This is a genomic window from Streptomyces sp. NPDC056948 (genome assembly GCF_042674225.1).
Taxonomy (GTDB): domain Bacteria; phylum Actinomycetota; class Actinomycetes; order Streptomycetales; family Streptomycetaceae; genus Streptomyces; species Streptomyces purpurascens.
The window spans coordinates 23337-44196 of the sequence record NZ_JBHUQX010000016.1 but is presented as its reverse complement, the minus strand read 5'-3'; the positions used below and the strand labels follow the sequence as shown (position 1 = coordinate 44196).

Genomic DNA, 20860 nt, shown 5'->3' with positions numbered 1-20860 from the left:
CTCATGGTGTATCCGACACAGAAGGCGACCATGAAGCCGAGATACCAGGCGACCTCGTTCAACGACATCAGCCGCCCGCGCCGGCGGGCCGGGGCGAACTCCGCGAGCAGCGGCCAGCCCACCGAGTAGTCGGCACCGATGGCCACGCCCATGAGCAGGCGGACGACGAACAGTTGCCAGGCCGAGTCGACGAAGAACTGCAGAACCGAACCGACGAGAAACAGGGCCAGGTCGATGGTGAAGAGCGGCTTGCGGCCGAACTTGTCGGCCAGCCAGCCCCCGAGCGGTCCGCCGATGAAGATGCCGATCAGGGCCGACGCTCCGATCAGGCCTTCCCAGAGCAGCGACATGCCGAGCTCGTCGGAGGCGGCGCCGATCGCCGTGCCGATGATGCCGAGGATGTAGCCGTCGATGAACATGCCGCCGACGATCACGCCGGTCATCCTGGCCATGAAGCGCCGTTTGTCGACCGGCGGCCTGGTCGGCCTCGTCACGGCCGGTTCGGCGTTGCGGATGGTGGTCACGCTTCAGTCCTTCCTGAGGTGAACATTGCGGCCGGGCTCGTCCGCACCGCGGCGGGGAGGGGTCACGTGCGACGCCGCGGCTGTCAGAAGAGGGGGGCGGACGCGGCAGTGGGCACGCGTCGCACGGGTGGTGCCGGCGTACTGAAGCCACTCACCAGAGGGTGTTCGGATAGTGAGCACTCCGACCAAAATTTTGGGAAGAGTGGCACGAACGAAGTGACCCGTCAAGGCTGCGGACATGCTGCCAACGCTGGCGGTGCAGGGGATGAGGAGCCGTGCACGGGTCTTGACAGCCGGGCTACGGGTGCGGCCCACTGTCCGGTAGAAAGTGAACGCGACGTTCGTTAAATGGATACAGGCGTTCGCGCTGACGCATGACGCGGTGCCCCCGGCCAAGGAGAAACAACGTATGCAGACGTCCGAACTGCGCGAGATCGCCGAGCTGCTGCGCACCGCGCGTGAGAACGTCAAGGCGGTCACCGCCCCGACGACGACCTGGCCCGGCCTCGACGCGGACAGCGCCTTCGAGGTCCAGCGGATCAACGCGGAGGCGGCCGTCGCCGGTGGTGACCTGGTCGTCGGCTACAAGCTGGGGAACATCGCGAAGGTGATGCAGGACGCCTTCGGCCTCGACCAGCCCGACTACGGCCACCTGCTGGCGTCGTCGTTCGCCTACGAGGGCACCACGCTCGACCGGGAGCGCTTCATCGCCCCGTTCGTCGAACTGGAGCCCGCCTTCCTTCTCGGTCGGCCGCTTCGTGGCCCGCACGTCACGGTCGCCGATGTCATCAACGCGGTCGACCATGTCGTGCCTGCCGTGGAGATCATCGACTCCCGGGTCGAGAACTGGGCGATCGGCCTTCCGGACACCCTGGCCGACAACGGCTCGACCGGAGCGGTCATTCTCGGTGGCACTCCACGCCGGCTCACCGACCTTTCCCTGAGTGACACCCGGGGTGTTCTGCGGTTGGACGGCCGCCCCGTCGTCGAGGGGAACACCAAGAACATTCTCGGCAACCCGCTCGCCGCGGCCGCGTGGGTGTGCAACCGGCTCGCCGACTACGGCATCGGCTTCGAGGCGGACCAAGTGCTCCTTCCCGGCAGTTGCCTCCAGGCGGTGCCGATGAACGAGGCGGGTCGCTGGTCGGGCACGTTCGAGGGGTGGGGAACGGTCGAGTTCGACGTCTCAGGCGGCTGACCGCCAGTCATCACCGGCAGGGGTTCGAGCCCAGCGGGGCGGAAACAGAAGGAGATTCATGATCGAGCAGGCAGCGCTCCGCGAAGAGCGGACGGACGGCGTCGACGAGAACGCGGTCGAGCAGGCGGATGTGGTGGTCGTCGGAGCCGGCGTCGCCGGCCTCGTGGCGGCCCGCGAGCTCAGTCGCCGGGGGCTGCGGATCGTCGTTCTCGAAGCGCGCGATCGGATCGGCGGCCGGACCTGGACCGACCACCGCCTCGGGCGGGACCTGGAGATCGGCGGTACCTGGCTCCACTGGGTCCAGCCGCACGCCTGGGCCGAGGTCACCCGCTACGGACTGGCCGTCACTCGCGGTCCCCGGGCCCAGGAGACCTACTGGCTCGCCGGTGACGAGGTGCGCCGCGGGACTCCGGAGGACTTCATGCGGCTCATCGATCCCGGCATGACGCGGCTGCTGCAGGACACCATGACGTGGATCCCGCGTCCTGACGAGCCGCTGACCGTGCCGGAGTTGACCGAGGCAGACCGGCTGAATCTGCAGGAGGTACTCGACCGGCTGGAGCTGTCGGTCGACGAGCGCAACGCCAACGAAGCAGCCTGGGTAGGCCACTTCAACGCTCCGCTCGGCCACTGCGCCTACACCGCCGCGCTGCGCTGGACGGCCGCGACGGCAGGCTCCTGGCACCTCATGCACGAGGCTTCGGCGATCTTCCGGCTCGCCGGTGGCACCCGAAGCCTGGTGGAGGCCATCGCGGCCGAGGCCGAGGCCGAGATCCGGCTGAACTCCCCGGTCCGCTCCATTCGCCACCACGCCGGCGGCGCCGAGATCACCTACGGCGACGGCAGGACCGTCGCCGCCCGACGCGCGGTGATCACCGTTCCGCTGAACACCCTGCACCAACTCGACATCACCCCCGCTCTCCCCGACGGCAAGCTCAACCCCAGCCTGGAGAAGACAGCTTCCCGCGGCGCCAAGGCGTGGATCCGCGTCCGCGGCCCCATCAAGCCGTTCTTCGCCTACTCCTCACAGCACCACCCCCTGTCGGTCGTCCGCACCGAGTACCTCGGCGAGGACGACGCGGTCCTGGTCGCCTTCGGGGCCGATGCGTCGCGTATCGACGTCAACGACCCCAAGGCCGTCGACGCGGCCCTGAAGGTATGGCGAGACGACCTGGAAGTCCTCGACACCGGCGGACACGACTGGATGGCCGACCCCTACTCCCAGGAGACCTGGCTGATCCAGCAACCGGGCCAACTCACCCGCTACCACCGGACCCAACAGGAGAACACCGGAGCCCTCCACTTCGCCGGCAGTGACTACGCGAACCTGTGGGCGGGTTTCATCGACGGCGCGGTGGAGAGCGGGGTCCGCGTGGCCCGGCGGATCCGGGCCGATCTGAGCAGTGGGTGACTTCGCCTCGACGCCAACGCCTGCCCGAAATCAGGAGCCGTAGTACGGGTTCGCGGCGACGTACCCGGTCTCGCACTCGGCCGGCGTTCCGGGTGCGCTGCGGCACAGGGTCATGGTGAGGCTCTTGATGCCGGTCGGGTCGGTGGCGGCGATGTTCTGGAAGTCGGTGGTCGTGCCGCAGCCGTCGGTGTTGTGGTTGTCGCTCAGGGCGTGGGCGGCGCCGGTTCCGGTCTGGATGGTGAGGGTGGCGTAGACGGACCGGTCGTCGCAGGTCTGGTCGGCGACGGCGAGGGCGCCGTTGTGGAAGGAGTTCCGGTCGACCCAGGTCATCTGGATGTGGGTCCGGTCTCCCCAACTCGTGGTGAAGTCGCCACTGGTGGTCTCCGCCCAGCCCTGGCCGGCGGTCCCCAGTGTGAGCGCGGTCGTGGCGGCGACGACGAAACCTGCACGGCGCATGTACATGCCTCCTCAGGCGTAGCGGCCAGGTGCTCTGCCGCGTATGTCGTCAATCCTCGACCGCTCCCGGCAGTCACTTCTCGCGAAGGGCCGCCAAACGCGTGAGCTGCTCGCAAGGAGAGCCGCTCGCGGAGACCGTCGCTATCCGCGTCGGTCAAGGCGTCGCCACTCGCGTCCGCCGTCGCGCGAGATCCAGAGTCCTTCGCCCTTCACCAGGTCGTACGTCGCCGTCGTCGCGTCCGCGATGCCGTAGAGAGTCGTGCCGTCGGCCGTGAGTGACGTGAAGGTCGCCGGCGTCCTCAGTTCGTGAAAGGTGCTGTTGGTGCGGTCGGCGGCGAGCCAGTAGCGGCCGCCTTCCTCGCCGACGAGCAGCCGCCCGTCCGCGAGCAGCTCCAGGACCAGCGACTCGGGGCCACGCGTCAGGTCCCTCCAGGGAATGCCGGCGGCGAGGACCGTCTGCCAGTGGCCGCCGCCGTCCGTCGTCATCAGCAGGCCGCGCACGCGTTCGCCCCGGGTGAGGGACAGCGCCGCGGTGCCGCCCCGCGCCGCCAGGGTGCCACCTGCGTACGGCTTCGGGACGGCCGTGGAGCCCAGGGTGCGCCCGTCGCGCTGCCGTACGACGCGGTCGGGGTCCTCGGTCAGGGGCTGGTTCAGGCTCCAGATCGTGCCCCGCTCGTCGACGGCGAGGCGGATGGCGTCGTCCGGCACTCCGGCCGGGGGCGCCACGGTGCGCGTGGCGGGGCGGTAGACGAGGGTCGGTTCCAGCTCGGCGAGCAGGATGTCGCCGGGGCGGGTGCGCTGCGCAGTGTTGGTGACGAGGACCTTGTGCCGCTTGCCTCGTACGTCGAGGGCGTACGCTCCCTCGGCCCCCTCCCCCGGCGGCACCCGGACGAAGCCCCCGCGCACCCCCTTGAACGTGGCCGGCGCCGCTTCCGCGTCCGTGTGTTCCGCGTGCTCGGCGACCGTACGGCCGTCGGGGCCGACGATGCGCCAGGCGGTGGCGGCCGGTCCCTCGTCGTCCTCGACGTTGCCGGCGTCGTAGGTCAAGAGCAGCGAGCCGTCGTCCGCGCGGACCACGCCGGTGGGCGCGCCGGCCGCCTCGATGACGTCGGCGGGGCGGGGGTGAGGGTCTTCGATGACGCGCTTGTACGTCGTCTCGCGGCCCCCGGAGGACGCGTCGTCGGTGCCGCCCGGGCCGCAGGCGGTCAGTGCCAGCGCCGCCATCGCCGCGGCCATGAGCCCGACCGGCCGCCTTCCGGGTCCCCTCCGACACGCCATGGCCACATCCTCACATGAGGCGGCGGTCGCGGGCCTCGGCGTCGGTCAGCCCGGGGCCGTACGTGATCACCAGCCCTCCCGGGAAGGGCACGGGGCCCGCCATGTTCCGGTATGGCGGGCCCCATGTGGTCGCAGATTAGGCGGAGTTGGGCGGACGAAGGTGGAGGGCGTATTGCGGTTCCGTGAAGCCGTTCGGGTCCTGCCGAGCGGGCCCGTCCGCGATGTGTACGGCCCAGTCGAGGATCTGTACCGCCGCCCCCGCCGCCTCCAGCCCTCGGCAATGGGCGTGGTGCCTGCGGGCGATGCCGTCCAGGTCGAGATGGCGGCCGAAGGCGGGGTGGGCGGCGAGCCGTCGGGCGTAGGTCCACAGGTGCGGATGGTCGGCGATGCGGTGGACCGCGGCGGCGTCCAGGTGCAGTCGGTGCACGGTGTCGAGCTGGACCAGGGCCACCCACAACCGCACGTCGGCGGCGGTCAGTTCATCGCCGAGGACGAAGTCCTGGTCGGCGAGGCGCCACTCCAGCGAGCCCAGGACCCGGAGGAGGGAACTGAGGGCGGTGTGGCGCGCCGCGTCGTCGGTGTCGGCCTGTCCGGCGTGCTGTGCGGCCTCGTTGATGCGGTAGTCACAGAGACGCTCGACGGCCTCTATCTCCTCCTCCGCGCCGTGCGGGTAGAGGACGGGCCGGTCGGTGCCGTCGTCGCCGAAGCACCGGGCCAGGTCCCGGAGGATGTGCGAGGAGTGCGTGGTGACGATCCGCCCGGTCCAGGTGTCGCTCAGCACCGGTGCGAGGGCTGGTCCGGGATGCCGGTGCGAGCTGGCCTCGTACAAGGGGCTCAGGGCGGAGTGTCCGCCGTCGGGCAGGTCGGGGAGGGCCGGCAGCAGCACGACCGGGAGGGTGTCCTCCAGGCCGAGCAGGCTGTGGGTGATGGCGATCCGCAGACAGTGGGGGCAGGACAGCGAGAGGTGGAGACGGTAGCGGCGCGGCACGGCGTAGTAGCCGCTGTTGGCGTCACAGCCGATCCTGCCCCGGAACGGCGGCGGTGAGGGGAGGGACGGGACGGTGGTCAGGGGTGCGGCGGGCATGTGTCTCCCTGGGTCCGGGTCCGGCTTGTGGTTCTCGGCGGTGCGGCGGGCTGGCGGCGCACGTAAGGGGACGGGTGCGCGGCGGCGTCGGCGCATACCCGTGCGCGGCGGAGGTGCGGTGCCGGTGGGGCACCGCCGGTTCAGCGGAGAGGGCTCGCCGCGCTGCAGACGCGCAGGAGATCGATGTGCCGGCGGGAGGTGAGGAGCAGAGACCACCGGCCCGCGCGCGACGCGCGGTCGGCGGGCGGCTCCAGTCGCTCCATCATTTCCTACCGATGCACTAGGAATCTCTGCTCTGGAGTGTCAGGCGGCTTTCCCGCCACGTCAAGAGGGCCTGCACATGCCCCGGCGCCTCCCCCTCCCTCCTGCCTCTTCCCCTGCCCGGTGCCTCAGCCGTTCGCCAGCTCTCCGAGCAGCTTCCAGGTGCGGTGTCGGTCGGCCTCGGTGCCCAGGTCCGTCGTCGTGAAGACCACCTCCGTCGCCCCGGCCTCCCGGTATCGGGCGATCTCGGCGGCGACGACCTCCTCGTCCCCGATCACAGCCTGGTCGACGGCCCGGGTGTACTTGGCGCCGAGCGCGAGCCCGAGGTGGTAGTGGCCGCGGGTCGCCGCCTGGGCGGTCTGGGCCTGACTGGAGATGAGCAGCGGGTGGCGGCCGAAGACGGGGATGGCGGAGGTCCCGACGTGCAGTCCGGGTACCTCGCGGCCGACGATCGCGGCCAGTGTGGGTGAGTCGTAGGCGAAGGTCTGCCCGAACCAGGCGGAACGCAGTCCGGCCTCGTGGGCTTCCCGCGCCAGCCGCACCGTGCCGTCGATCTCGTGGTGAAGGGGAAGCGCTACTCCGATGGCCATACCAGGGCAACCGGCCTGCTCGCGACCGGCATTCCTGTTCGCGCATGACAAGCTCATGACCGCCTTGTAACGAGGCTTCCTTTTCCTGGTGGCTCGGCTACTTTTCGGGCCATGCAGCGTTCCGCAAACCTGACGACGCGAGGTCATGTCGACCTGAAGCGTGTGTGCTCCGCTGCGTGTCATCAGGCTTGAGCGCTTCCTGCTGCTCGCCGCCCTCGGTGTGGCGCAGCACCGGCCCACCACATCTCGAGGAGACGACACCCCCATGTCACGTACGACCGGCGGCCGCAAGCCGCTGCACCTCAACGCGTTCCTCATGTCCACCGGACACCACGAGGCCTCCTGGCGGCTCCCGGAGAGCCCGGCGGAGGCGAACGGCGACATCGAGCACTACAAGAACCTCGCCCGGATCGCCGAACGCGGCAAGCTGGACTCGCTGTTCCTCGCCGACAGCCCGGTGCTGATGGGCGACCCCGGCAGGCGGCCGGCGGCCAAGCTGGAGCCGACCGTCCTGCTGACCGCGCTGGCGGGGGCAACCCGGCACATCGGCCTCATCGCCACCGCCTCCACCAGCTACAACGAGCCGTACAACCTGGCCCGCAGGTTCGCCTCGCTGGACCATGTCTCCGGCGGCCGGGCCGGCTGGAACATCGTCACCACCGCGGGCGCCGACGCGGCCCGCAACTTCGGCCTGGACGACACGCCGCTGCACAAGGACCGCTACCGGCGGGCCGCGGAGTTCGTCGAGGTCTCCACCAAGCTGTGGGACAGCTGGGCGGACGACGCGGTGGTCGCCGACAAGGAGCGCGGCGTGCACGCCCTGGCCGAGCGGGTGCGCCGAATCGACCACGTCGGTGAGTTCTTCCGGGTCGAGGGACCGCTGAACGTCCAGCGCCCGCCGCAGGGTTACCCGTTGCTCGTCCAGGCCGGCTCCAGCGAGGACGGCAAGGACTTCGCCGCCCGGTACGCGGAGGCGGTGTTCACCGCGCAGCAGACCCTGGAGGAGGGCATCGCCTTCTACAAGGACGTCAGGCAGCGGGCGCGACTGCTCGGCCGCGACCCGGACGGCATCAAGATCCTGCCCGGCATCGTCCCCGTCATCGGCGACACCGAGGCGGAGGCGCTGGAGCTGGACGCGGAGCTCGACCGGCTCATCGTCCCCGAGTACGCCAAGCGGCAGCTCGCCCAGACGCTGAAGCTCGACCCCGAAGCGCTGGACCTCGACGCTGAACTCCCCGAGGACCTGCCCGGAGAGGACGAGATCCAGGGCGCCAAGAGCCGCTACACCCTCGTCGTCGAACTGGCGAGGCGCGAGCGGTTGACGGTGCGTCAGCTCATCGGGCGGCTCGGCGGCGGCCGCGGCCATCGCACCTTCGCCGGTACGGCGGAGCAGGTCGCCGACACCATCGAGCACTGGTACGACAGCGGAGCGGCCGACGGCTTCAACATCATGCCCGCCGTGCTCCCCTCCGGCCTGGAGATATTCGTGGACCGGGTGATGCCGATACTCCAGGAACGGGGCCTGTTCCGCACCGAGTACAGCGGCTCCACCCTGCGAGCGCACTACGGTCTCCCGCGCCCCGCCAACCGGCTGTTCGACACCGTCGGCTCCGGCGAGGGCCATATCGGCGTCGCCCTGACGGCGGGGTGACCGCCACGCCCTGGACCCGGGCATCAACTGCGTCGCCACCGGGACGTGTACTCCGCGGGCGAGTCCGAGACCATCGTCGGCACGGCCCTGGCCGGTGGGCGGCGCGACAACATCGCGCCGGCCACCAGGTTCCACGACCGCGTTTCATCGCAGCGCCGTCGTCACCAGCCCGCGGATCTCTTCCGTGGCCCGGGCCGCCCGTCAGGCCGGCCGGATGGGCCGGCGACCGACGCACCCTGCGGCCGTCGCCCTGCGCAACGCGGCCCTCCGTCCGGCGCCCTCCCGAGCGACCGTCCACGCCATCCTGCGCCACGCCGACCGGACGCCGCCGAGCCTGGACCGCACCGGGCCGACCAAAGCACGCGGCAGTCCTGAACCTGTGCGGCGGGCGTTTCTCCGCGTGGTCAGCGCTGAAGAGACGTGAGGAAGCCTTCGAGCAGTGTCGCCACGGCTTCGGGGGCTTCCACGGGGAGCAGGTGGCCCACCCGCACGCTCGGGGAGGACGCCGCACGCGGTGTCCTCGACTATGTGGCTCCGGTCGGCGAGAACCCGGAGACGGTGGGAGAACCACTCGGCACCGTGTCCGGTCCGATAACCGCGGTACTCTCCAGGCCGGGCAACTTATCGTTGCGGTCATGGTCTTCGAGTCGACGACAGAACCCACCCTTTTCCACGCGCCGTTCCGCGATCAGTTCGAGGTCTTCCTCGATGAGCATCGTTCCGCGCTGCACGACAGTCTCAACGGGCTGACCGAAGAGCAGGCGCGCCGGTCGCTGGTCCCGTCCAAGACCACCCTGCTCGGCCTGGTCAAGCACGCCACGTTCGTCGAGAAGGTCTGGTTCGATGAGGCGATCACCTGCCGGCCCCGCAGCGAGATCGGCATTCCCGGCTCGCCCGACGAGTCGTTCGACCTCCACGACGACGACACGATCGCCTCGGTCCAGGATGCCCATCAGCAGGCGTGCGCGGCGTCCCGCCGAGCCACGGAAAAGCTGACGCTGGACGACCTCCTCCAAGGCAACCGCCGGGGCCCGCTGCCCCTGCGCTGGGTCTACCTCCACACGCTGCGCGAGCTGGCCCAGCACTGCGGCCACGCCGAGATCCTTCGCGAGCAGATCCTCAGCGACGTCCCCGGCGACACGATGCGCCACGGCTGATCCGGAGCGCCGACCAGAGCACCGCCCCCGGGTCCCGTAAGGTCAACATCGTTGCACCGCACAGGACTTGGGAGGCGGAGACATGGGGCGTGACAAGCTGATCCGGCCGGTGCCGGAGCTGTTGCGGCAGCACGCCGAGGTGGCCCCGCGGCGGGTCGCCTACTCCGACTCCTCGCGCAGTGTCACCTACGCGGAACTGGAGCGACGCACCCGCTCGCTGGCCTCGTACCTGACGACCCGGACAGCACTGCGCGGCGGCGACCGCGTCGCGATCTGCCTCGGCAACTGCGTGGAGATGGTGGAGAGTTGCCTCGCCGTGCTGCGGGCGGGGATGGTCGGCGTGCCGCTCAATCCGCGGTCCTCCGACGCCGAGCTGGCCCACTTCCTCCAGGACAGCGGTGCCGAGTTCGTCATCACCGACGCCGCGCATCTCGCACAACTGCGACGCCTGGGGCCGCCGTACGACCGCCTGGTCGTCCTGGTCACCGGGACCGGCCCGGTCCCGGACGGCGCCGCGCTGTTCCTGAGCGCGGTCGAGAGCGGCGCGTCCGCGGAGATCGACCTGCTCGGGCTCGACGATCCGGCCTGGATGCTCTACACCTCCGGCACCACGCACCGGCCCAAGGGCGTGCTGTCCACGCAGCGGGCCGCGTTGTGGTCCGTGGCCGCCTGCTACGCCCCGATCTTCGGCCTCTCGCCCGACGACCGGCTGCTCTGGCCGCTTCCGCTGTTCCACAGCTTCAGCCACTCGCTGGCGATCCTGGGCGTGACCGCTGTGGGCGCGAGCGCCCGGATCGCCGGTGAGCTGCTCCCGCCGGGCGGGCTGCGGCAGGAGCTGCTCACGGCGCACGAGGGGCTCGGCGGTCCCTTCACCATGCTGGCCGGCGTGCCGACGACGTATCACCGACTGGTCGACTCGGCGGGCGAACTCCCGCAGGCGCTGCGGATGTGCGTCGTGGCCGGTGCGCCGAGCGGTCCCGTTCTGCGCGCGGCCGTGGAGGAGACGCTCGGGGCGCCGCTGCTCGACGCGTACGGCAGTACCGAGACCTGCGGCATGATCGCGGTGAACCGTCCCGACGGGCCCGGAGTCGACGGTTCCTGCGGGGTGCCCGTCCCGGGCATGGACGTACGCCTCGTCGACCCGCGCGGCGGCGAGGACGTCCCGGACGGGGCCGAGGGCGAGGTCTGGGTGCGCGGGCCGAGCCTGATGACCGGGTACCACGGGCAGCCCGAGGCGACGGCCGCCGCGCTGCGGGACGGCTGGTACCGCACCGGCGACCTCGGCCGCCGCGTCGAGCACGGTCATCTCCGGCTCACCGGCCGGGTCAGCGAGTTGATCATCCGCGGCGGCGAGAACATCCACCCGACGGAGATCGAGCAGGCCCTCGCGCAGTGTCCGGGCGTGTCCGAGGCCGTCGTCGTGGGTGCGCCGCACGACGTGCTCGGCGAGGTGCCGGTCGCCTTCGTCGTCCCGGGTCCGGACGGGATCGACACACGGCAGGTGCTTGCCGAGTGCCGCACCCGGCTGGCCGACTACAAGGTGCCGGCCGAGATCCACGAGATCGCCGCCGTCCCGCGCACCGCGTCCGGCAAGATCGCCCGGCACGCGCTGGCCGTCCCGGCTCCGGCCACGGTCGGCACCGCCCCTACCGCCCTGCGCGAGCGGCTCCTGTCCCTCTCGCCCGACGACTGGGAGCGCGCGCTCCGCGAAGCGGTGCTCACCGAAACGGCCGAGGTCTGCCGGCACACGCCCGGCGATCTGCCCGACGCGGACAGCCCTTTCGCCGATCTCGGTATGACGTCCGTCGGCGTCGTCGAGCTGGTGGACCGGCTCGGCGAGCTGACCGGCCTGAGCCTGCCGTCGACGCTCGTCTTCGACCACCCGACACCAATCGAGGTGGCCCGGTACCTGCGCGTGGCGCTGTTCGAGGGCGAGCCTGACGACCACCCACGTGCGCCCCGTGCACAGGACCGGTCCCCCGACGACGATCCCGTCGTGATCGTCGCCATGGGCTGCCGGTATCCCGGTGACGTCGACTCCCCGGAGGATCTGTGGGAGTTGGTGACGCAGGGCCGGGACGCCATCTCGGCGTTCCCGACCGACCGCGGCTGGGACCTGGACGCCCTGTACGACCCCGATCCCGACCGGATCGGCACGTCGTACACGCGACACGGCGGATTCCTGCACCGGGCGGCGGAGTTCGACGCCGGGCTGTTCGGGATCTCGCCGCGCGAGGCGCTCGCGATGGATCCGCAGCAGCGGCTGCTCCTGGAGACGTCCTGGGAGGTGTGGGAGCGCGCCGGAATCGATCCGGCCTCGGTGCGTGAGAGCGACACCGGCGTGTTCGTGGGTGTGATGTACGGCGACTACTCCGCCCGCTTCGGCCGCTCCCACGAACTGGAGGCGCACCTGGGGCTGGGCTCGGCGGGCAGCGTGGCCTCGGGGCGGATCTCGTACGTCTACGGTCTGCGCGGTCCCGCGATCACGGTCGACACCGCGTGCTCGTCCTCGCTGGTGGCGCTGCACTGGGCGGCGCGGGCGCTGCGCTCGGGCGAGTGCTCGCTGGCGCTGGCCGGCGGGGTCACGGTGATGGCGACGCCCAAGCCGTTCCTCGCCTTCAGCCGGCAGCGCGGGCTGTCGCCGGACGGGCACTGCAGGTCGTTCTCGGCGGCGGCCGACGGTACGGCCTGGGGCGAGGGCGTGGGCCTCGTCCTGCTGGAGCGGTGGTCCGACGCGCGGCGCAACGGCCATCCGGTCCTGGCCGTACTCCGCGGCTCCGCGGTGAACTCCGACGGCGCGTCCAACGGGCTCGCCGCGCCCCACGGTCCGGCTCAGCGGCGGCTGATCGCACGGGCGCTGGCGGACGCGGGGCTGCGCGCTGCTGACGTGGACGCGGTGGAGGCCCACGGCACCGGCACCAGGCTGGGCGACCCCATCGAGGCGGGGGCCCTGCTGGCCACGTACGGACAGGACCGCGAGCAGCCACTGTGGCTCGGCTCGGTCAAGTCCAACCTCGGGCACACGCAGGCGGCGGCCGGAGTCGCCGGCGTCATCAAGATGGTGCAGGCCCTACGGCACGGCGAACTGCCCCGGACCCTGCATGCCGACGCGCCCTCACCTCATGTCGACTGGTCCTCCGGCCGCGTGGAGCTGCTGACCGACGCCCGGCCCTGGCCGGCCTCGGACCGGCCACGGCGTGCGGGGGTGTCGGCCTTCGGGATCGGCGGGACCAACGCGCATGTGATTCTGGAGGAGGCGCCGGAGAGGAACACGACGGAGGCCTCCCCCGAGACGGTGGCGGTGCCGCCCGTGCCGTGGCTGCTCTCCGCCGCCGTTCCATGGTTGCTCTCGGCCGCCGACGAACCCGCCCTGCGCACCCAGGCCCGCCGGCTCGCGGCCGAAGTGGCGAACCGGCCCGGCCTGTCGCCCGCCGACGTCGCCCACTCGCTGGCGGTGTCGCGCTCCGCCCTCCCCCATCGCGCGCTCGTGCCGGCCGGTGACCGGGCCCGGACGCTGGACGCGCTGAGCGCGTTCGCGCAGGGCCGGGAGGCACCGGGAGTCGTACGAGGGCTGGCGGACCCGGAGATCCGTACGGCCTTCCTGTTCACCGGGCAAGGCGCCCAGCGCCCCCGGATGGGTGCCGAACTGCGCGCCGCCTTCCCCGTGTTCGCCGAGGCCTTCGACGAGGTCTGCCGGCACCTGGACGGCCGTCTCCCCCAGCCGCTCAGCGCGGTGCTGTCCGCCGAGCCGGGCTCACCGGAAGCGGCTCTGGTGGACCGTACGGACTTCACCCAGGCCGGGCTGTTCGCCTTCGAGGTGGCGCTGTTCCGACTGCTCGAGTCGTGGGGTGTGCGAGCCGACCGCCTGGTGGGCCACTCCGTCGGCGAGCTGGCGGCCGCGCATGTCGCGGGCGTACTCGATCTGCCCGATGCCGCGACGCTCGTCGCCGCTCGCGGCCGCCTGATGCAGGCACTGCCCGACGGCGGCGCGATGGTGGCGCTGGACGGGACCGAGGAGGAAGTCATCACCGCGCTCACGGAGTTCGGGCCGCAGGCGGCCGTCGCATCCGTCAACGGGCCCCGCTCCGTGGTGATCTCGGGCGCGCGGGACGCGGTGCTCGCCGTCGCGGCCGGCTTCGAGGCACGTGGCCGCAGGGCCGTACGGCTGCGGGTGAGTCACGCCTTCCACTCGCCCCTGGTCGAGCCGATGCTCGACGAGTTCCTGGGCGTGGCCGGGGAGTTGACCTTCCGGCCGCCGCGCATCTCGATCGTCTCCACCGTGACGGGCCGGGCCGCCGAGCCCGCGGAACTGTGCTCGCCCGAGTACTGGGTGCGGCACGCCCGGCTGCCCGTGCGCTTCGCCGACGCCGTGCGCCGGCTCGCTGACGACGGGATCTCCGCCTACCTGGAACTCGGGCCCGGGCCCGTCCTCACCACGGCGGCCACCGACTGTCTGCCCGACGCGCTCACGACCGGCTCCGTTCTCGCCGTGGCGACACGAAGCGGTGCGTACGAGCCGGAGACGCTGCTGTCGGCCGTGACACGGCTGCATGTGGCCGGGGCCCCTGTCGACTGGACGACGGTGTACGCGGGGTCCGGCGCGCGCCGCGTGGATCTGCCGACGTACGCCTTCCAGAGGCAGCGGTACTGGCTGGACGCGCCAGGCCCGGCAGCGGCCGACGGCGGAGCCCTGCTGGGCCCGGCGTTCCCGGTGCCGGACACCGAGCGGACGGTGCTGACCGGGCTGTTGTCCCTCGCGACCCACCCGTGGCTCGCGGATCATGTCGTCACCGGGAGGGTCATCGTGCCGGCGACGGTGTTCGTGGAGATGGCCGTGCGGGCGGGAGACGAGGTGGGCTGCGGCGCGGTCGATGAACTGGTGCTGCTGGCGCCGCTCGACCTGCCCGGTTCCGCGGGGGTACGGGTCCAGGTCGTGGTGGGTGCGCGGGACGACTCGGGCCGGCGGACGGTCGACGTCTACTCCCGGCCGGAGGAGTCCGCCGAGGACGCCTCATGGACCAGGAATGTCACGGGCCGGCTTGGCCGAGGCCGCGCCGCGCAGGACGAGCTGACCCAGTGGCCGCCCCAGGGCGCCGAGGCGGTGGACCTGACCGGCGCGTACGCCACCCTCGCCGACGCCGGGCTCGCCTACGGGCCTGCCTTCCAGGGGGTCGGCGCGCTCTGGCGGCGCGGCGACGACGTCTTCGCGGAGGTGGGGCTGCCCGCCTCGCACACCTCGGAAGCGGGCCGCTTCGGACTCCACCCGGCGCTGTTCGACGCCGCGTTGCACGCGCCACTGCTGGCCACGCCCGCGGACACCAGCACGGTCCGGGTGCCGTTCGCCTGGAGCGGCGTGAGCCTGCACGCCTCGGGAGCCACGGAGTTGCGGGTCAGGGTGACGCCGACGAGCCCGGACACGGTCTCGCTGACCCTGGCGGACCCGTCGGGCCGACTCGTGGCACGCGTGGACTCGCTGGCCACCAGGGAACTCCCGGCCGACCGGGCCGACATGGCAGACGACATCGTACGGAGGGCTCTGCTGCGCCCCGAGTGGGCCGCCCTCGATGTCTCCGGCGACGCCGATGAGCGCGCCTGGGTGGTACGCGGGCCGGACGAGCTGAACCTCGCCGAGTTCCTGCCCGGCGCCGTGAACCCCGAAGTCGTCGCCGTCACCGCGATCGCCCGTGCCACCGGCCCCGATCCGCTCTCCGCCGTACACGAGCTGACCGGCCGCGTACTCAAGGCGCTCCAGGACTGGCAGGGCGATCCGGGCACGGCGGGCTCACGGCTGGTGGTCGTGACGCGGGATGCCACCGGGCCGGTGCCGGACCTGGCGGGTGCGGCGGTCTGGGGGCTGGTGCGTGCGGCGCAGTCGGAGCTGCCCGGCCGTGTGGTCCTGGTGGATGTGGACGGCCGGCCCGAGTCGCTGCGGCTGCTGCCGTCGGCGATCGCCACGGGTGAGGCGCAACTGCGAGTGCGGGAGGGGCAGGTGACGGTCCCGCGACTGACCGCGGCCGGTGATGCCTCAGGCGCCAAGGCTCCCTTCGACGCGAACGGCACGGTGCTGATCACCGGAGGCACCGGCGCGCTGGGCGCGGAGCTGGCACGTCACCTGGTCGCCGAGCACGGCGTACGGCATCTGCTGCTGACCGGACGCCGTGGGCCGCAGGCACCCGGGGCCCCGGAACTACGCCGCGAGCTGGAGGAGTTGGGAGCGCGGGTCGCCGTCGTCGCCTGCGACGCGGCCGACCGTGCCGCCCTGGGCGAGGTGGTCAAGCGCTGCGAGCCGCCGTTGACCGCCGTGGTGCATGCCGCCGGGGTGCTCGACGACGGTGTGCTGGACTCGCTGACGCCCGAGCGGATGGCGGCCGTGCTGGGGCCGAAGGCCGACGCGGCCTGGCATCTGCACGAACTGACCCGGGACATGGAACTTTCGGCGTTCGTCGTGTTCTCCTCGGTCTCCGGTCTGCTGGGCCGGGCGGGCCAGGGCAACTACGCGGCAGCGAACTCGTTCCTCGATGCCCTCGTCCAGCGCCGCGCCGCCGAGGGGCTTCCCGCGGTGTCGCTGGCGTGGGGCCCGTGGGAGCACGCGGACGGCATGGCGGCGGGGCAGCCCTCCCAGCACCCACAGCGCACACGGCGCACACAGGCACCTGACGTGCTCGTGCCGCTGTCGACACAGCAGGGCTTGGCCCTGTTCGACGCCGCGCTGCGTTCCACGGAGCCGGTCCTGGCGCCGATCCTGCTGGACCGGGCAGCGCTGCGGTCCGATGCGGGGCACCTGCCACCGCCGTTGCGCGGGCTCGTCCGCCAGAATCGGCCGACCGTCGCGGGGACGCCCTCCGGTTCCGCCGGGTCTTCCGGGTCCTCCGGGTCCTCCGGGTCCTCCGGGCAGATGCTGGAGCCGGGAGCCTGGCGGAAGCGGCTGGCCCCCGTACCTCCCGGTGAACGGGAGGCGGCCCTCGTGAAGCTGCTGCGGGCCGACGTGGCCGCGGTGCTCGGATATCCGCACGCCGACGCGCTCCCGGCCGGCAAGACCCTCGCCGACCTGGGGTTCGACTCGCTCACCGCCGTGCAGATCCGCAACCGGCTCAGCATCGCGCTGAAGCTCCGGCTGTCGGCCGCGGTGGTGTTCGAGCACCGTACGGCCGACGAACTGGCACGCCATCTGCTCGGCCTGCTGGACGGCGAACCGGCCGCCGCTGCGGCCCCCGAGGTCACGGAGGCCACGGAGGCGGTCGGGTCCGCGGGGGCCGAGCGACAGGCGTACACCCTCTCCTCCCTGTTCCGGACGGTCAGTGCCGCCGGCCAACCGGTGGCGGCGATGCACCTGCTCGTCACCGCGTCCTGGGCGCTGCCCACCTTCCCGGCCGCCCAGGGTCGCGAGCACGCGCTGCCCCCGATCCGCCGCTCGCACGGCAGCTCCGGCTCCGGAAGGCCGACGGTCGTCTACTTCCCGGCCTACCATCCCTCGCTCGCGTCGGACGGCGGGGACTTCCCTCGCTTCCACCGCGCGTTCCAGGGGGACCTGGGCGTTCTGGAGTTCCCGCATCCCGGGATCGGCGCCGGTGCCGCCGTACCGGAGGACCGTGCCGCGCTGGCGCGTACGCAGGCCGAGAACGTGCTGCGGCACGTCGGGGACGGGCCCTTCGTGGTCGTAGGACGGTCGGCGGGCGGCAATGTGGCGCATCTGGTGGCCCACCGGCTGGAGAGCATGGGCCGGGCACCGACCGGTCTGGTGCTGCTGGACACCTACCACATCACGCCGGACAACAGCGGCAAGGACTGGCTGCTGTCCCTGGGCGCCCCACCGCCGCAGGACAACGGACGGCCCCTCTTCACCGGGGACGACGACAGCGCCCTGGCGGCGGTCGGTGCCTACAACCGGATCTTCCTCGACTGGGACCCCGAGCCGGTCGCCACGCCCACGCTCCTGGTGCGCGCGCTGCGGCCCACACCCGCCATGGCGGCCTCCGCCGACGCGGACCACTGGCGGACGTCCTGGCCCGCGGCACACGAGGTCGCGGACGTCCCCGGAGACCATCTGACGATGATGCGGGAACACGCGGAGACCACCGCGTCGGCGATCCGCACCTGGATCGAGGCGCGCACGACGAAGGGAGACCAGTGAGTCCGGCCCATCCCCCGCAGGACTTCGACGTCATCGTGGTCGGTGGCGGCCCGGCCGGGTCGACCGTCTCTGCGGCCGTCGCCCTGCACGGCCATCGTGTCCTCCTCGTCGAGAAGGAGACCTTCCCGCGGTACCAGATCGGCGAGTCCCTGCTCCCCTCCACCGTGCACGGCGTGTGCCGGATCCTCGGTGTCGAGGACGAGATGGCACGGGCGGGCTTCAAGCCGAAGCGCGGCGGCACATTCCGCTGGGGCCGCAACCGGGACCCCTGGCAGTTCTCCTTCGCGCTGTCGCCCCGGCTGGCCGACCCGACCTCGTTCGCCTACCAGGTCGAGCGGTCCCGCTTCGACGCGATCCTCCTGGACAACGCCCGCCGGGTCGGGGTCGACGTACGGGAGGGCTGCCGTGTGACCGGCGTACTCGCCGACGAGGAGCGGGTCCGCGGGGTGCGCTGGACCGGCCCCGACGGCGAGATCCGCGAGGCCGCCGCCCGGTACGTCGTGGACGCCTCCGGCAACGGCAGCAGGATCCACCCGCACGTCGGCGGAAAGCGGATCTACTCCGACTTCTTCCGCAACATCGCCGTGTTCGGCTACTTCGCCGGCGGCGCGCGGCTCCCGGCACCGAACGACGGCAACATCTTCTGCGCCGCCTTCGACGAGGGCTGGATCTGGTACATCCCGCTCCGGGACGACCTCACCAGCGTCGGAGCCGTGGTCGCCCGCGAGAACGCCGAGGCCGTCCAGGGGGACCCGGCGACCGCCTGGCGCCGGCTGATCGACGCCTGCCCGGAGATACGCGACCTCCTCGACGGCGTCCCGCAGGCCACGGAGGCGCCCTACGACCAGGTCCGCGTCCGCAAGGACTGGTCGTACTGGAAGGCAGAGCTGTGGCGGCCCGGCATGGCGCTCGTCGGAGACGCGGCGTGCTTCGTCGACCCGGTGCTGTCCAGCGGGGTCCATCTCGCGACCTACGGCGGACTGCTCGCCGCCCGGTCCATCAACGGCTGCCTAGCCGGAACCCTGGACGAAGACCGGCTGTTCGCCGAGTTCGAGGCCCGCTACCGGCACGAGTACAGCCTGTTCCACGAGTTCCTGGTCTCCTTCTACGACATGCACCAGGACGAACGGTCGTACTTCTGGAAGGCGCGCAAGGTCACCCATATCGGCACGACGGAACTGGAGGCGTTCGTCGAGCTGGTGGGCGGTCTGGCGTCCGGCGACGCGTCGCTGACCGGGGCCGGACCTGCGGGCGAACGGCTGACCGCGGTCGCCGACGACTTCGAGCGAGCCGTGCGCCGCCTTCCCGACGCCGACGACCTGCGCAATCCGCTCTACGAGTCCGAGACCTTCCGGCAGGTGTTCCAGGAAGGGACCGTGCTGCAGGAACGCGGGCTGTTCGGCGGCCCGCTGGAGGACGAGACGCCGCTGCTGCCGGGCGGTCTGGTGGCGTCGGAGGACGGGCTGTCCTGGGTCGACCCCGCGCCGTAGGAATCACGTGGTCACCGCCGTGAGATACCCCTTGCCCGAATGTATAGCCTCATGCAGAGTTCTTGGTGCGTGAATAGCGGCCAACTGTCTGGATCGAGGGGTGCTCGGGTTTGATCTCGTCTCAGATTGTGGACACTCCCAGGGGTGTCGACCACGGCTCGGCTCTCGTCGCTCTCGACGGCACCGGTCTCGGTGTGGCGGACGTCGCGCGGCTCGCCCGCGGGACCGCGCGGCCGACACCCCTGAGCAAGGCGATGCGGCGCATGGAGGAGTCCTGGAACGCCGCCCGGCAGATCGCCGCGACCGGCCGTGTCTACGGCCGCTCCACCGGCGTCGGCGCCAAACGGAACGAGGACGTACCCACCGGCGCGGACGCCGCACACGGTCTGCGGCTCCTGCGCAGCCACGCCGGCGCCATCGGTGAGGAGCTCCCCGCCCGTCAGGTACGCGCGATGCTCGCCGTACGGGCCAACCAACTGCTGGCCGGAGGCGCGGGGCTGCGGCCCACCGTCGTGACGGCGCTGTGCGAGGCGCTGGAGAGCGGGGCGTACCCGGTCGTCAACGAGTTCGGCTCCGTCGGCACCGGCGACATCGCGGCCCTGGCGCAGGCGGGGCTGGCCCTGGCAGGGGAGCATCCCTGGCGCGGGGGCACCCCGCCGGAGCCTCTGCCGCTCGACAACAACGACGCGCTGGCCTTCATCAGCAGCAACGCCCTCACCCTCGGCCAGTCGGCTCTCGCCCTGCACGAACTGCGCGGGCTGCTGGAGGCCACGCAGGTCGTCGCCGCGCTGTCACTGCTGGCCACGGACGGCTCGCACGAGGCCTACGCCGCCCCCGTACACGCCGCCCGGCCGCACCGCGGATGCTCCGAAGTCGCCCGCCGTATGCGAGAGTTGATCGGCGCGGCCGATCGTCCGACGCCGCCGCTGGACCGTCTCCAGGACCCGTACGGCTTCCGCTGTCTGCCCCAGATCCACGGCCCGGCCCACGACGCGGCGGACGCCCTGGAAGAGGTCGTCGCCGTCGAGATCAACGCGGCCGCCGAGAACCCGCTCATCTTTCCCGAGGACATGGCCGCCTACCACCACGGCGGCTTCTACCAGGCCCAACTCGCCCTCGCTCTGGACCACTTCAGGCTTTCACTGGCGCAGGTGGCCCGCCTGTCGACCTCCCGCCTCGCGACCCTGAACGAGCCCACCTACACCCGTCTGCGCCCCTTCCTCTCCGACCAGGAGCCCGCCTCGTCCGGCGTGATGATCCTGGAGTACGCCGCCGGGGCCGCACTCGGTGATCTGCGGGCGTTCTCCGCGCCCGCGTCGCTCGGCCACGCCGTACTCTCACGCGGCGTCGAGGAACAGGCCAGCTTCGCCTCCCTGGCCGCACGTCAGACACTGCGCGCCTGCGGCGCGTACCGTCTCGTCGTCGGCTGTGAACTCGTCGCCGCCGTACGGGCATTGCGCCAGCGCGGCCTGAGGCCCGAGCCGGGGCTTCCGGTGACCCACGCGCTGGAACTCGCCGGATCGGTGCTCGACGAGAACCATGCCGACCGGCCGCTCACGGACGATGTGACGGCGGCGGCCGCACTGCTCGACCGGTTCACGGACATCTGGAGGAAGGGCGCGTGAGGGT

General features: G+C 71.9%; 12 protein-coding genes and 1 pseudogene. 8 read left to right on the top strand and 5 right to left on the bottom strand.

The window, feature by feature from the left end; genetic code table 11:
• Positions 1-524: MFS transporter (locus ACFTZL_RS03910; protein ID WP_382577908.1), on the bottom strand; the 524-nt coding region annotated here is incomplete at its 3' end.
• A 409-nt stretch (positions 525-933) separates the two neighbouring features.
• On the opposite strand from ACFTZL_RS03910, the gene ACFTZL_RS03905 reads away from it, so the two are divergent.
• A complete protein-coding gene (locus ACFTZL_RS03905; protein ID WP_382577906.1) occupies positions 934-1722 on the top strand; it encodes a 2-keto-4-pentenoate hydratase in 789 nt (262 codons plus the stop codon).
• 58 nt (positions 1723-1780) lie between these two features.
• Positions 1781-3133 carry a flavin monoamine oxidase family protein gene (locus ACFTZL_RS03900; protein WP_382577903.1) on the top strand — a complete coding sequence of 451 codons (1353 nt, stop codon included), beginning with the start codon at positions 1781-1783 and terminating at the stop codon, positions 3131-3133.
• Positions 3134-3163: 30 nt separating this feature from the next.
• Here the strand turns inward: ACFTZL_RS03900 and ACFTZL_RS03895 are convergent, their stop codons facing one another.
• From ACFTZL_RS03895 to ACFTZL_RS03880, 4 genes are all read right to left on the bottom strand, one after another.
• Positions 3164-3589, bottom strand: coding sequence for a hypothetical protein (locus ACFTZL_RS03895; RefSeq protein ID WP_382577901.1), 426 nt, complete (start codon positions 3587-3589; stop codon positions 3164-3166).
• 141 nt (positions 3590-3730) lie between these two features.
• Positions 3731-4825, bottom strand: a complete 1095-nt coding sequence (locus tag ACFTZL_RS03890) for a hypothetical protein (protein ID WP_382577899.1) — start codon at positions 4823-4825, stop codon at positions 3731-3733.
• Between the two features lie 178 nt (positions 4826-5003).
• Entirely contained in the window at positions 5004-5951 is a 948-nt protein-coding gene (locus ACFTZL_RS03885; RefSeq protein ID WP_382577896.1) for a glutathione S-transferase C-terminal domain-containing protein, read from the bottom strand.
• Between the two features lie 389 nt (positions 5952-6340).
• Positions 6341-6802 carry an LLM class flavin-dependent oxidoreductase gene (locus tag ACFTZL_RS03880; RefSeq protein ID WP_382577893.1) on the bottom strand — a complete coding sequence of 154 codons (462 nt, stop codon included), beginning with the start codon at positions 6800-6802 and terminating at the stop codon, positions 6341-6343.
• Positions 6803-7067: 265 nt separating this feature from the next.
• Here ACFTZL_RS03880 and ACFTZL_RS03875 point away from each other — a divergent pair, with 265 nt between their 5' ends.
• The 6 genes and pseudogenes from ACFTZL_RS03875 to ACFTZL_RS03850 all read left to right on the top strand — a co-directional run bounded on the left by ACFTZL_RS03875 (position 7068) and on the right by ACFTZL_RS03850 (position 20856).
• The gene (locus ACFTZL_RS03875; protein WP_382577891.1) at positions 7068-8453 is read left to right on the top strand and encodes an LLM class flavin-dependent oxidoreductase; all 1386 of its coding nucleotides are present in this window, start codon (positions 7068-7070) and stop codon (positions 8451-8453) included.
• Between the two features lie 4 nt (positions 8454-8457).
• Positions 8458-8597, top strand: a pseudogene (locus tag ACFTZL_RS03870) (aldo/keto reductase); the annotation flags it as partial.
• 491 nt (positions 8598-9088) lie between these two features.
• Entirely contained in the window at positions 9089-9610 is a 522-nt protein-coding gene (locus ACFTZL_RS03865) for a DinB family protein (RefSeq protein WP_382577888.1), read from the top strand.
• Between the two features lie 82 nt (positions 9611-9692).
• On the top strand, positions 9693-17741 hold the full coding sequence (locus ACFTZL_RS03860; RefSeq protein ID WP_382577885.1) for an SDR family NAD(P)-dependent oxidoreductase: 8049 nt from the start codon (positions 9693-9695) through the stop codon (positions 17739-17741).
• Positions 17738-19231: a tryptophan 7-halogenase gene (locus ACFTZL_RS03855; RefSeq protein WP_382577883.1), complete on the top strand. Its 1494-nt coding sequence runs from the start codon at positions 17738-17740 to the stop codon at positions 19229-19231. Before ACFTZL_RS03860 ends, ACFTZL_RS03855 begins: the two co-directional genes overlap by 4 nt.
• Positions 19232-19344: 113 nt before the next feature.
• Complete coding sequence (locus ACFTZL_RS03850; RefSeq protein ID WP_382577914.1) at positions 19345-20856, top strand: aromatic amino acid ammonia-lyase; 1512 nt, start codon at positions 19345-19347, stop codon at positions 20854-20856.
• Positions 20857-20860 lie beyond the last annotated feature (4 nt).